Origin of the sequence: Ruminococcus sp. AF31-8BH, assembly GCF_003460605.1 — a bacterium.
In the GTDB taxonomy this organism is placed as follows: Bacteria; Bacillota; Clostridia; order Lachnospirales; family Lachnospiraceae; genus Blautia_A; species Blautia_A acetigignens.
The window spans coordinates 310956-324281 of sequence record NZ_QTVN01000002.1; the positions used below are offsets into that span (position 1 = coordinate 310956).

The following is a 13326-nucleotide window of genomic DNA, read 5'->3' on the forward strand; positions in this document are numbered from 1 at the left end:
GAAGGAGAGTAAAACTTATGAAAAAGAAAATATTTACAAAAGACAACCTGATTTTTTTCCTGATCCTCAATCTGGGACTGATTTTCACGGCAGTAGGAATTTCCATTTTTAAAACACCCAACCATTTCGCATTTGGGGGAACCTCCGGTCTGTCCATCATACTGTCCACCCTTTTTCCACAATGGAATGTCGGTGTATTCATGTGGATCGTCAATGCAGTGCTGGTTGTGCTGGGATTTTTCTTCCTGGGAATCCATTCCATGGGCTGGACCATTTATTCCTCCTTTGCCTTGTCCTTTTTTGTCAGTGCCTGTGAATTTATTTACCCATTACAGGCACCACTGACTCATGATGTATTTTTGGAGCTGTGCTTTGCCGTTATTCTCCCCGCAGTTGGTGCTGCTATGGTATTTAATGTAGGTGCCTCTACAGGCGGTACCGATATTGTGGCTATGATCCTGCACAAATACACAAGCCTTGAGATCGGACGCGCCCTTTTGGTCAGTGACCTTGGAATCGTGCTTGTGGCAGCCTATCTTTACGGCGCACAGACCGGACTTTACTGTATCCTGGGCATGATCCTGAAATGCACCGTAGTAGACAGCGCCATTGAGAGCCTGAACCTTCGAAAGGTCTGTACCGTAATCTGTAAGTATCCGGACGAAGTAGAGGCTTTCATTATCAATGATCTTCACCGTTCTGCTACTGAGCAGAAGGCTTTCGGCATTTACACAAAAACGGAGCAGAAGGTGCTGATGACCGTTCTCACCAGAAGTGAGACCAACCGTCTTCGTATTTACCTGCGCCATCTGGATCCCCATGCTTTTATCACCATTGTAAACAGCAGTGAAATTATCGGAAAAGGGTTCCGAAGTATTTAAATGCCAGAAATCAGAATAGTGTAATTATCAGTCATAATAAGGGTGGTATTTTTCTCTCTGAAGCATTATAATGATATGACACAAATTTATAATGACTTGAAGGGGGAACTATGAAAAGTACGGTTTCAACGGGGAAAGACAACTTTTACCCGCAGATTTTCCGGCTGGCAATTCCGATCATTATCCAGAATCTGCTCAGCGCGGCAGTAAATTCAGCTGACGTGATCATGCTGAATTACGTAGGTCAGTCTGCTATCTCGGCAGTATCTCTGGCCGCCAATTATTCCAATATTTTGTTTATGGTTTATTACGGACTGGGAACAGGAGCGTCCCTTTTGTGTTCCCAGTATTCCGGCAAAAAGAACTTCCAGGCCATCCATGCAGTCGAAGGAATTGCCCTTCGTTTTTCCGTGGCAATATCCATTCTGGTGGCATTGGTGGCCTTTACTATGCCCCAACGGATGATGACCCTTTTTACATCTGACAGGGAACTGATTGCCATCGGCTCATCCTATCTGCGGATCATGGGAATCACATACATCTGCTGGGGAATTTCGGAAATTTACCTGGCGGTTCTTCGAAGCATCGGGCGTGTTACCGTCAGCATGGCCCTGAATATGCTGGCATTTATCCTGAATGTTTTGCTCAATGCCACTTTTATTTTCGGCCTGTTCGGGGCGCCGCGTCTTGGAGCTACCGGTGTTGCCATTGCAACTGCGCTTTCCAGACTGATCCAGCTGATTGCCTGCCTGATTGTTTCTTTCTTAAGCAAGGATGTGAAATTAAATCTTGCTTACATGTTCCTTAGAAGCAAGGTACTGCTGAATGATTTTATCCGGCTGTCACTTCCGGCACTTGGAAATGACCTGTCCTGGAGTGTTGCCTTTTCCATGTACTCCGTAATCTTAGGACACCTTGGCACAGACGCGGTTGCCGCCAATTCCCTGGTAGTAGTGGTGCGAAATATCGGCTCTGTATTCTGTTTTGCCATTGCAAGCGCAGGAACCATTTTGCTGGGACAGATTATGGGACAGGGGAACCTGGAAAAATCCAAACGATATGCTTCCAGAATGCTTCGCCTGACGGTAATCACAGGGGCTGTGGGCGGTCTGATTGTTCTTGCAGTCACGCCCTTTGTCCTGAGATTTGCATCTCTGAACGAGACTGCCATGCATTATCTGAAATATATGCTTCTTATCAACACCTACTACATTATGGGTTCTGCAGTCAATACTGCGCTGATCGCCGGTGTGTTCCGAGCCGGAGGGGATACTAAGTTCGGTCTGATCTGTGACACTATAGACATGTGGGTATACGCCGTACCCCTTGGCTTTTTCGCCGCATTTGTCCTGAAGCTTCCTGTGCTGTGGGTATATTTCCTTTTGTGCACCGACGAATTTGTGAAATGGCCCTGGGTATTTCGCCATTACCGAAAAGGCACCTGGGCAAAAAATATAACACGAGACGATCTGTTTGAATAAAACAAGGAAAAGGCAGCCGGAGTATATGATCCCGGCTGCCTTTTCCTTAGATTTCCACAAGAATTCCCTTTTCCTTATCATAGTGGCAGTACTTTCCGGTGCCAGAAATAAAGGGCTGATAAGTATCTGTGCGGGTATCCTTCACATACACGATTCCGGTGGCGATCATCTCCACCAGAGAAAAGCGTTTGCTTAAACTGGAAATCCACGCATAAGTCTTATTGCTGTCAGAATCTGCAGCTACCAGACTGTAACCCTCATCGCATGGCTTCAGGGTGAAATAAATCTTCTCCGGCTTGGTGCTCTCCTTAAATACCTGGCTGGCAATGTAGGAAGAAAAATGCTTCTCTACAAATTCCTGGAAAGAGTGGAGGGTATAAACTTCTCCGCTTACTTCATCCGTAATCCTGTCTCCGCGCTGCAGTCTTGCCTTGATCAGGGACAATGTTTCAATAGTCCAGTTGATAAAGGAAATGCTGCTGTAGGTCATGCTCTCCAGAAGCTGGTCGATCAGTTTCTTTGTCAATACGTTTGACTTGGTTGCTTCGTTAAAAAGTTCTTCATTCATAATCCGCGCCCTCCATAGTATAAGATGGTAATTGATAATTTTATTATAAGAGCCTAAGCTCAAAAAAGCAATAAGTTGCCCCATTCTTTCTATATATCATTTGCCTTTCCTGAAAAATCGTGGTATCATCTATAGCAGTATTATTCAAACAAACAGACGCGGAAAGGAAAATTTTATGGAAAAACACCATCACCACGAGAGAAGTACATTCTCCGGGAAACTGGGCTTTGTACTTTCTGCTGCCGGAGCCTCGGTAGGACTGGGAAATATCTGGAGATTCCCCTACCTGGCAGCCAAATACGGCGGCGGCATTTTTTTACTGATCTACATCATTCTGGCACTCACCTTCGGCTACTCCATGATCATTGCGGAAACAGCCCTTGGACGCATGACCCGCAAAAGCCCAGTAGGCGCTTTTGGCAAATTCGGCAAATCCAAATGGCTGTCCTTCGGCGGATGGATCAACGCCGTTATCCCCATCCTGATCGTACCGTATTACTCGGTAATCGGCGGATGGGTTATCAAGTATCTCATTGAATATGTAAAAGGCAACAGCCAGAAGCTGGCAGAAGACGGATATTTCTCCGCCTTTATCTCAGACGGAACCTCCACAGAGATCTGCTTTCTTGTATTTGCCCTTTTGACACTGGCAATTATTTTCGCAGGTGTCCGAAACGGAGTAGAACGTGTGTCCAAATTCATGATGCCGATCCTGGTATTTTTGTCCGTGCTGATCGCCATCTACTCGGTTACAAGACCTGGTGCCTTGGCTGGCGTGAAATATTTTCTGGTTCCCAACCCGGCTAACTTTTCCTGGATGACCGTGGTCGCAGCCATGGGACAGATGTTTTATTCTTTGTCCATTGCAATGGGAATCCTGGTCACCTTCGGTTCTTATATGAAACGAGACGTGTCCATCGAAGGCTCCACCACAAATGTGGAGATTTTTGACACCGCCATTGCCATTATGGCAGGCCTGATGATCATTCCGGCAGTCTTTGCATTTTCCGGTGGAGATCCGGATACCCTGCAGGCTGGTCCGGCGCTGATGTTCATTACCATCCCCAAGGTTTTTGCCAACATGGGATTTGGAACGCCAATTGGAATCATTTTTTTCCTGCTGGTACTGATGGCAGCTCTGACAAGCTCCATTGCCCTTACAGAAAGTGCCGTATCCACTTTCCAGGACGAGCTGAGATGGCCGAGAAAAGGTGCAACGGTAATCGTAGGCATCATCATGGTTATTCTTGGAAGCCTTTCTTCCCTGGGATACGGACCGCTGGCATTTGTGAAGATCATTGGCATGCAGTTCCTGGATTTCTTTGATTTCCTCACAAATTCGGTCATGATGCCTATCGCTGCATTTGCAACCTGCATTCTGATTTCCAGAGTCATCGGTGTTGGCAAAATTGAAGAGGAAGTGGAAGCAGACGGAGGATCTTTTAAAAGGAAAAAAGTCTTTCGTTTTATGATCCGGTATCTCTGCCCGATTTTTACTGTGATCATTCTGCTCAGTTCCGTGGCAAATGCATTCGGCTGGATTTCCATGTAAACGGAGCTGACTTCGGACAAAAGATACCGCAAAGCAGAGCGTGCAGATTGCGGGAACGATTTTTGATATATGCTCTAACACAAAGGAGAAAATTATGTTCAGAGAAATTGGTGAAGAAAGAACATTTAACGGGATTCTAAAACAGATCATCGAGAACATCCAGAAGGGAACCCTGAAAGCCGGAGCGGCACTTCCCGCGGAGCGGGTTATGGCAGAAGCCATGGGCGTATCCCGCTCGGCAGTCCGGGAAGTGCTCCGTGCGCTGGAGCTTCTTGGAATTGTGGAATCTGTTCCTGGTGGCGGCAATTACATTACTTCAGATCTTGACAACTGGCTCATCGGCCCGCTGTCCATCCTTTTCCAGTTAAACAACAGCTATCCCATTCAGAACCAGCAGCTTCGCGCCGCACTGGAGCGGGAATGCGCGGTTCTTGCAGCGAAGAAATGTACGCCCCTTGACGCAGCAGAGCTGCTGATAATCCTCACAAGGCTGGACGGTTCAGAGGATGAGAAAACCAGAGGGGATCTCGACAAGGAGCTTCATCACAAAATTGCCAAAATTGCAGACAATCCTATGCTTTACAGTGTTCTTTCCGCCGCTGATCAGCTGATCGAATCCAGCATTTTCGGAACAAGAGATTACATCATGCTGAAAAACCAGTCTGTCAAAGATGTGGATGATCAGCACAGAAGACTGGTGCACGCCATTATAAACGGTGACGCCAAGGAAGCGGAGCACTGTATGTCTGAGCATATGCAAACCATCGAGAAATATATGCTTGAAATGCAAAAAGAGCGGTAAAAACCGCCCCTTTTGTTCTGAGTAACTGACAGTCAGGGATTTTCCCCCGGCTGTCAGTTTTTCTTTTTGTAGATCAGATAAGAATAGAAAATAATTTCCCAGCACCAGAAAAAGGAGTCCAATCAGCAGCATCATTACCATGGCCATACTGATCTTTACGCCAAGGGCAATGAGATAAGTAGCACCGCTCATCAAAATAGAGAGCACCGGTTTTTCGAAATGTCAATATGAAAATAAATTCTGGAATTTCGAAGATGGAGCCGTCTAAATTGTTGCTGCGGACTTTACTGCTGACAGTGATTTTGCCTTGTAATTCCTGCCCATATCCTATATACTCATTTATCATACTTTGTAACTATTTGGCACTTTCCCAGTTACGGGAAATATTCCCTTGCTAAATCGTTACCATGATTTGGGGGCAAAAAATGGACACCATTTATCGAATTGCAATTTGTGATGATGAAGCGGCAGACCGCGCCTTCCTTTCCTCCCTTGTGAAAAAGTGGGGCAGTGCAAAGGAAGCGGCGGTGCGTGTTCGCGAATTTACTTCTGCGGAGAATTTTCTTTTTCATTACGCTGAGAATAAAGAATATGACATCCTTCTTCTGGATATTGAAATGGGAGACATGGACGGCATTTCCATGGCGAAAAAGCTGCGTCAGGACAACCATACCATCCAGATTGTGTTTGTCACCGGATATTCAGATTATATTGCAGAAGGATATGAGGTGGAGGCACTTCATTATCTATTGAAACCTCTGAAGGAAGAGAAGCTTTTCACAGTTCTGGACCGTGCAGCCCGTAAGCTTTCCGCAAATGAGAAAGTTCTGACTCTCACAAGCGGCGGGGAAATGGTGCGGTTTCCACTTAATCAGCTGCGGTATGCAGAAGTTTACAGAAACTATGTAACCCTGCATGAAATCAGTGATTTTACCCTGAAAATGACTCTTGGGGAACTGGAAAAACACCTGGATTCCCGTTTTTTCCGGGCAGGACGTTCCCTGATTGTCAACCTTACCCGGATCAGCCGTGTCACCAGAAAAGAAATTTATCTGCAGGATGGAACGGTTCTTCCTCTTCCAAGAGGTGTCTATGAGAAGCTTAACCGGGCCATTATAAATATGGAGTGAATGCACAATGGGATTTTTTTCGAAAAGAATGGATAAGAAGCTTGCCGTTTATCAGCAGGAACTGATCCAGACACACTATCAGGAAGTGGACAATATGTATCGCCAGATCCGGGGCTGGAGACACGACTACCGCAATCACATCCAGACCATGAAGGCCTATGCGGCGGCAGAAGACTGGGAAGCCATCCGGCATTATCTGGATCTGCTGGATGAGGATCTGACGACTGTGGATACCGTAGTCAAAACAGGAAATCCTATGGCAGATGCAATCTTAAACTCAAAAATCTCCCTGGCAAGGTCAAAGGAGATTCAGGTGATTGCAGATGCCGATATTCCGGTGAAGCTGAAATCTTCGGAGATCGATCTGTGCTGTATTATCGGAAACCTTTTTGACAATGCCATTGAGGCCAGCCTGGCGCTTCCCAAAGAGCAGCGGATCATTCGCATCTATATGGACATGAAAGGCACCCAGCTATACATTTCCTTTACCAATTTTACCGCTGGAAAGAAAATGAAAAAGGAGGGAAATCTGTTTAAAAGCACCAAAGGGGAAGGGCACGGTCTTGGCCTGATCCGCATTGATGATATCGTGAAACGTCTGGACGGATATATCAACCGCAACAGTGAGGATGGGGCTTTTACTACGGAGATTTTGATTCCGCAGGTATAAAAGCAGGGCACCTTATTTTTCCTTAAAATACTGCAGGTAAAACGTAACTTTACAATTCATCACCCCGATTAACAATTCGTCCCCGGTTTGACCCGGGGACATTTTTTCTGGTAAAATAATGAAAAAACCCAGAAAGGTACTCTTTATGTTTACAAAAAGCAACTCCACTCCTAAATATAACACCTTCCAAAACATTGGCTTTATGATCCGTCTGGCCTGGAATTCAGATGAAAAAATGGTTCTTGTACTTTGCCTTCTGATTGCACTTTTGTCAGTGGCGCAGAACCTGATCGATCTGTACATTTCCCCCGTGATCCTGGACGCCGTGGAAAACCATGTGCCTGTCATCCGGCTGCTTTTTACTATTGCAGGCTTTGCGATTGCCAGCATGGCCGTATCCGCTGCGCTGACCTACGCCAGGCAAAATTCCAGTCCCGGGCGCATCAGTGTCCGCTGTGAAATCGTCAACCTTCTAAACCGTAAAGCAGCCACCACCGCCTACCCAAACCTGGAAGACAACCGCTTTTTAAAACTGCTGGAAAAGTCAAATGAATACACCAACTGTAACCAGGAAGCAGCCGGAGCCATATGGGAAACCCTTACCTTACTGCTGATCAATCTTACCTGTTTCTTTCTTTACGGCAGCCTTCTGACCCAGGTTCAGCCAGTCCTGATCCTGGTGATTCTTGCCACTTCCGGGACCAGCTATTTTCTCTCCAGACATCTGGACAGCTATCGATATACCCACCTGGATGAGGAAGCAGAATATGCGAAACGGATGCTGTATCTTCTGAATCAGGCAAAGGACTTCGGCGCTGCAAAGGACATTCGGATCTTCGGGCTTTGCACCTGGCTGGAGGAACTGTATGAGAAAAATCTGGAAGCTTTTCTTGCCTTCCACAGGAAGGCGGAAGGGGTATACCTCTGGGCACGGATTGCAGATGTTATTCTCACCTTTTTGCGAAATGGAACCGCTTATGCATTCCTGATCTATCTGGTATTTCAGCAGGAGATGGATGTGCCGGCATTCCTTTTATTGTTCACCGCAGTAGATGGATTTTCCAGCTGGGTTCTTGGAATTCTGGATGGATTTCGCACCTTGCATAAGCAGTCCCTGGATATTTCCACTATCCGTGAATGCCTGGATTACCCGGAAATTTTCTCCTTCACGGATGGAATTCCCCTGAAATGGGAGACTCAAAAGAGCTATGAAATCCGCCTTGAGCATGTGTTTTTCCGCTATCCAAATGCCTCAGAGGACACCTTAAAAGACATCAATTTCACCCTTCATCCAGGAGAAAAACTAGCAATGGTAGGCTTAAATGGAGCTGGAAAAACCACATTGATCCGGCTGATCTGCGGCTTTTATGATCCTACGGCAGGCCATGTTTTGTTAAATGGAACGGATATCCGTACCTATAATCGTACGGATTATTACACGTTCTTTTCCGCAGTATTTCAGGAATTTTCCCTGCTGGCAGCAACTGTGGCAGCAAATGTCGCACAGACAGAGGATGAAATAGACCAGAAACGAGTGGAAGATTGCCTGGAAAAAGCCGGACTTCGCGCAAAAATCAAGTCCCTTCCCAGACAATATGAAACCTGTCTGAACCGGGAGGTTTATGAGGATGCAGTGCTTTTTTCCGGCGGGGAAACTCAGCGGCTTATGCTTGCCCGTGCCCTATATAAGGATGCTCCCTTTGTGATTTTAGACGAACCTACCGCAGCACTTGATCCCATTGCGGAAGCAGATATTTACGGCAAATACAACGAAATGACACAGGGAAAATCCTCTATTTTTATTTCCCACCGTCTTGCTTCCACAAGGTTCTGCGACCGGATCCTTATGCTTGGCGACGGCAAAATCCTGGAGGAAGGAACCCACGAAGAGCTCCTTAACCTTGGGGGAAAATACGCCCAGCTGTATGAGATTCAAAGCAAATATTACAGGGAAAAGACGGAAATGAACCATACTGATATGAGTAAATTTACAGATAGAGAGCAGACTAAATTCGTTTACAGGAAAGGAGAGGGCAGAAATGTCTCAGAATAAACAACGTTTATCCTGGCTGGAAATGCTGAAAGTCAACCAAAGAGCCTACCTGCTCTTTTACAAAATGTATCCCCGGATGATTCTTTCCCGCTTTGCCCTGATTATCTGGAAAGCGCTGACGCCGTATGTGGGCATCTATTTTTCCGCCCTTATTATTGAAGAACTGGCAGGGGCAAAGAACCCTGGACGGATTCGTTTTCTGGTGCTTCTTACCTTATTTTTGATAGCTGCAGGCAGCCTTGTAACGGCTCTTCTGGAAAAATGGAAGAACGTTCAAAGCGCTGGAATGTGGCTGAAGATCAAGAAAATTTTGTCCGAGAAGCTGTTTGAAACTGACTATGTAAATTTGAATGAAACGAAAAATATGGAGTTGTATTCTGCCATCTGCCAGAACCACAACAGCGCTGGCTGGGGCCTTTATCGCACTCTGGAAGACTGCGAAGCCCTGTGCCAGACGGTGATAGTGATCCTTGGCGGCGCCTCCCTGACCCTTTCCCTTTTCACAAGCCAGGTACCGGAAAGTGCAGGGAAATATACCATTTTAAACAATCCGTTATTTGTGATTTTAATCGCTTTGATTATGCTGGCAGTCACCTGCATTTCGCCTGTACTTGCAGGAAAAGCTGGACGCTATCTGACCAGCCTGGCAGATATCCATAACCTTGGAAACCGTATGTTTTCCTATTACGGACATCTTGGATATGACACCAAAAAAGCGGCAGATATGCGCATTTACAGACAGGATAAAATCTGCGAAAAATATAATTTAAACAAAGAAAGTACCTTTGGTTCCAGAGGGGTGTTTGCCAGATACCAGAAGGGTCCTGTGGGATTTTATCTTGCCGGGGCTTCGGCAGTGTCTGGGATTTTCACCGGAATCGCCTATGTTTTTGTGTGCCTAAAAGCGTGGGCGGGAGCCTTTGGACTGGGTGCAGTTACCAGATACGTTGCTTCCATCACCAGGGTTTACGGCGGGATTTCCACCCTGATCACGACAATGGAGGATATGCGAAGCAATGCCGCTTTTTTGAATATGGTATTTGAGTTTCTGGACATTCCGGATCACATGTATCAGGGCAGTCTGACGGTTGAAAAGCGAAATGACCGCAAATATGAGGTGGAATTTCGCAATGTGTCTTTTCAGTATCCGGGAAGCCAGGAATATGCCTTAAAGGATGTGAACATAAAGTTTGAAATCGGCAAAAAGCTGGCTGTGGTAGGTATGAATGGAAGCGGAAAAACGACCTTTATCAAGCTTCTTTGCCGTCTGTATGATCCTACAGAGGGGGAAATTCTGCTCAATGGAATCGATATCCGAAAGTACAATTACCGGGAATATATGACGATCTTTTCCGTGGTTTTCCAGGATTTCAAACTGTTTTCCCTGCCTCTTGGAGAGAATGTGGCAGCCAGAACAAATTATGACAGAGAACTGGTTACAGAAGCCCTTGAAAAAGCCGGATTTAAGCAGCGTCTTGCCAAAATGCCCCATGGCCTTTCTACCTGTTTATACAAGGAGTACACCGAATCCGGAGTGAGCATTTCCGGCGGGGAAGCCCAGAAAATTGCTATCGCAAGAGCCCTCTATAAGAATGCTCCCTTTATCATTCTGGACGAACCAACCGCTTCCCTGGATCCTGTAGCGGAAGCCGAGATCTACGAGAAATTTGCCGAAATTGTCGGTGACCGCACCGCCATCTACATCAGCCACCGCCTGTCCTCCTGCAAATTCTGCGACAAAATCGCTGTTTTCCACCACGGCACCATCGTCCAGACTGGCACCCACCAGTCCCTCCTCACCGACCAAACCGGCATCTACCACACCCTCTGGCAGGCCCAGGCACAGTATTATACATAGACATTGCAGGATTTTTGCTTTATTTTTGTATTCATTTCGTTACAATACGGTTACATTTCCACATTCAAAACAATGTATAATAAAACCCAGATGGCCCACAGCCATCCCTCTGCATAAATGCAACACTTAGAAAGGAACACCCACGAAAAATGAAAGCCAGAATCCTTGTAATAGAAGATGAAATCGCGATCAATGACCTGCTGTGCATGAACCTGGAGGTGACAGGGTATGAGACGGTGAGCTGCTTGGATGGAAACGAGGCAAGCGACACCATCCGCCAGGATCATAACTTCCAGTGCGCCCTTGTGGACATTATGCTCCCAGGCAAAGACGGCTACGCCCTTTTGCCAGAGCTGAAGCGCTTCGGCATCCCCGTCATTTTCCTCACCGCCAAAGCCGACCTGTCAAGCAAAGTAAAAGGCCTAAAAGAAGGAGCCGAAGACTACATTGTAAAGCCCTTCGAAATGCTGGAAGTCATGGTGCGCCTGGAAAAAGTACTGGAGCGCCACGGCAGCACCCAGGAGCAGCTTCAGATTGACGATGTCATCATTGACACCGTAAGCCACACCGTCACCAAAAACGGCGAAGAAATTTACCTGAAACCCATGGAATACAACTGCCTGATGATGTTCGTGAAAAGTCCTAACAAAGCCCTTTCAAGAGAACAGCTCCTTTCCGGCCTCTGGGGCGTGGAATTTGAAGGAGAAACACGCACCGTAGATGCCCACGTAGGCCGTATCCGCAAAAAGCTGGGCTGGCAGGACAAGATCAAAACCATCCCCCGCATCGGCTACCGACTGGAGGTGGATCTTTGAAGCTGTTTACCAAAATCTTTCTCCAGGTGACCTGTGTGATCCTGATTTTATCCTCCGCCATTTTTTTCTATACCACCTGCCGCTGGAAAGATCAGAGTCTGCAGGACATCAACAGCTATGAATGGAACAGATTTCAGACCAGTCTTTCCCAGATGGAAAACCAGTTAAGGATCGCAGGCAGCCAGTCAGATGCCTCCGATCCCGACCTTCAGGAAAAAATACTGGTCTACTCCTTTCGCCACGTTTTCCACGATTCCGCCGCTTTATACTGCAATGAAAAAGAACTTTACAACGGAACCTCCTATGAATTTGAGGCAGAAACCATCGGGAAATTGACAGCAGAAACCCTTCCTCAGAAAAAACTTTCCGCATTTTATGATTATGATCCTGTCATCAGCAAAACAGATGGTAAAACCCTTCTTTTGTATTCCTATTCCTCCACAGAATACACAGGGGAAGAGAACTATCAGATCGTCACCTACAAAGACATCACCGATGTGTTGAAACGCAGCCAGATCCTGTTTTTCCAGGCAGGCGCACTGACCCTTGGCCTTCTTCTTTTCACAGGCTTCCTTCTTTTTTTCAGCCTGAAAAAGATCATGGCGCCTCTTACCAAACTGAACGAAGCCGCCCTCTGCATTGCGGACGGAAACTACGATATCCAGGTTCCACAGAACGGAAACACCGAACTGGCACAGGTGGGAAAAAGCTTTAACCAGATGACTGCCAAAATAAAAGAGCAGATTGAAAGCCTCTCCGCCGTCAACCAGGCCCAGAGGCAGCTTCTTGGCAGCCTGGCCCACGAGCTGAAAACTCCTATGACCGCCATCATCGGCTACGCAGACACCCTTCTCACCGTCCGCCTGTCAAAGGAGCGGCAGGAGAGAGCACTGACCTATATTGGAAACGAATGCCGCCGGCTTTCCAGGCTTTCCGTAAAAATGCTGGAACTGACCGGACTGTATGAAACCGGGGAATCCCAGCTTACCCTTCAGGAGGTTCCGGTAGCGGATTTCCTGGATGAGGCCCGGAAACTGACTCTATACCGTCTTCAGGAAAAAAATCTCCATCTGGAAATTTCCTGCAATCCAGAGAATTTGAAAAAGACCTTCGACAAAGACCTGATGCTCAGTGTCGTCACCAACTTTATCGACAACGCAGTCAAGGCTTCGGAAGAAAATTCCAGAATTCTGCTTCACGCTACAAATGACCGACTTACTGTACAGGATTTCGGAAAAGGAATCCCCCCGGAGGACTTATCCAAAGTAACCGACGCCTTTTACATGGTAGATAAATCCCGTTCCCGGGCAAATGGAAGCGTAGGCCTTGGTCTTTCCCTCTGCCAGAAAATCGCAGATCTGCACGGCTATCAGATGAAAATTGAAAGTACGGTAGGAGAGGGAACGAAGGTTTCTGTTTTATGGTGATATCATTCTCACCAATTACATCTCGGTTACAACTTGCGGAAGATTCGATGCTTAAACAGGCGCTATCATCTATACCAGAACGTGACCTG

12 protein-coding genes are annotated in these 13326 nt (G+C 46.6%); 10 read left to right on the forward strand and 2 right to left on the reverse strand.

All coding sequences use genetic code 11. The features are described 5' to 3' along the window. The first annotated feature begins 17 nt into the window (after positions 1–17). Together DWZ38_RS04040 and DWZ38_RS04045 are read left to right on the forward strand one after the other, a co-directional pair. Positions 18–881 carry a YitT family protein gene (locus DWZ38_RS04040; RefSeq protein ID WP_117850271.1) on the forward strand — a complete coding sequence of 288 codons (864 nt, stop codon included), beginning with the start codon at positions 18–20 and terminating at the stop codon, positions 879–881. A 110-nt stretch (positions 882–991) separates the two neighbouring features. Further along, positions 992–2362 carry an MATE family efflux transporter gene (locus DWZ38_RS04045; protein WP_117850274.1) on the forward strand — a complete coding sequence of 457 codons (1371 nt, stop codon included), beginning with the start codon at positions 992–994 and terminating at the stop codon, positions 2360–2362. A 46-nt stretch (positions 2363–2408) separates the two neighbouring features. Here the strand turns inward: DWZ38_RS04045 and DWZ38_RS04050 are convergent, their stop codons facing one another. After that, positions 2409–2930, reverse strand: a complete 522-nt coding sequence (locus DWZ38_RS04050) for a hypothetical protein (RefSeq protein WP_117850277.1) — start codon at positions 2928–2930, stop codon at positions 2409–2411. 175 nt (positions 2931–3105) lie between these two features. On the opposite strand from DWZ38_RS04050, the gene DWZ38_RS04055 reads away from it, so the two are divergent. After that, positions 3106–4482 (forward strand): sodium-dependent transporter, encoded by a 1377-nt coding sequence (locus tag DWZ38_RS04055; RefSeq protein WP_117850279.1) that lies wholly within the window; start codon positions 3106–3108, stop codon positions 4480–4482. Positions 4483–4576: 94 nt separating this feature from the next. Continuing rightward, positions 4577–5284: a FadR/GntR family transcriptional regulator gene (locus DWZ38_RS04060; protein WP_117850282.1), complete on the forward strand. Its 708-nt coding sequence runs from the start codon at positions 4577–4579 to the stop codon at positions 5282–5284. A 73-nt stretch (positions 5285–5357) separates the two neighbouring features. Here DWZ38_RS04060 and DWZ38_RS04065 read toward each other — a convergent pair whose 3' ends face one another. Beyond that, positions 5358–5630, reverse strand: a complete 273-nt coding sequence (locus DWZ38_RS04065) for a hypothetical protein (RefSeq protein WP_117850284.1) — start codon at positions 5628–5630, stop codon at positions 5358–5360. A gap of 79 nt (positions 5631–5709) precedes the next feature. Between DWZ38_RS04065 and DWZ38_RS04070 the strand changes: the two genes are divergently transcribed. The 6 genes from DWZ38_RS04070 to DWZ38_RS04095 all read left to right on the forward strand — a co-directional run bounded on the left by DWZ38_RS04070 (position 5710) and on the right by DWZ38_RS04095 (position 13237). Beyond that, on the forward strand, positions 5710–6414 hold the full coding sequence (locus DWZ38_RS04070; RefSeq protein WP_021926241.1) for a LytTR family DNA-binding domain-containing protein: 705 nt from the start codon (positions 5710–5712) through the stop codon (positions 6412–6414). A 7-nt stretch (positions 6415–6421) separates the two neighbouring features. Then, positions 6422–7084: an ATP-binding protein gene (locus tag DWZ38_RS04075; protein ID WP_021926240.1), complete on the forward strand. Its 663-nt coding sequence runs from the start codon at positions 6422–6424 to the stop codon at positions 7082–7084. Positions 7085–7202: 118 nt separating this feature from the next. Further along, on the forward strand, positions 7203–9137 hold the full coding sequence (locus tag DWZ38_RS04080) for an ABC transporter ATP-binding protein (protein ID WP_243000141.1): 1935 nt from the start codon (positions 7203–7205) through the stop codon (positions 9135–9137). Further along, positions 9124–10995 carry an ABC transporter ATP-binding protein gene (locus DWZ38_RS04085; RefSeq protein ID WP_117850289.1) on the forward strand — a complete coding sequence of 624 codons (1872 nt, stop codon included), beginning with the start codon at positions 9124–9126 and terminating at the stop codon, positions 10993–10995. Before DWZ38_RS04080 ends, DWZ38_RS04085 begins: the two co-directional genes overlap by 14 nt. Before the next feature lie 149 nt (positions 10996–11144). Then, on the forward strand, positions 11145–11810 hold the full coding sequence (locus DWZ38_RS04090; protein WP_021926237.1) for a response regulator transcription factor: 666 nt from the start codon (positions 11145–11147) through the stop codon (positions 11808–11810). Further along, complete coding sequence (locus tag DWZ38_RS04095; protein ID WP_117850292.1) at positions 11807–13237, forward strand: HAMP domain-containing sensor histidine kinase; 1431 nt, start codon at positions 11807–11809, stop codon at positions 13235–13237. Before DWZ38_RS04090 ends, DWZ38_RS04095 begins: the two co-directional genes overlap by 4 nt. Positions 13238–13326 lie beyond the last annotated feature (89 nt).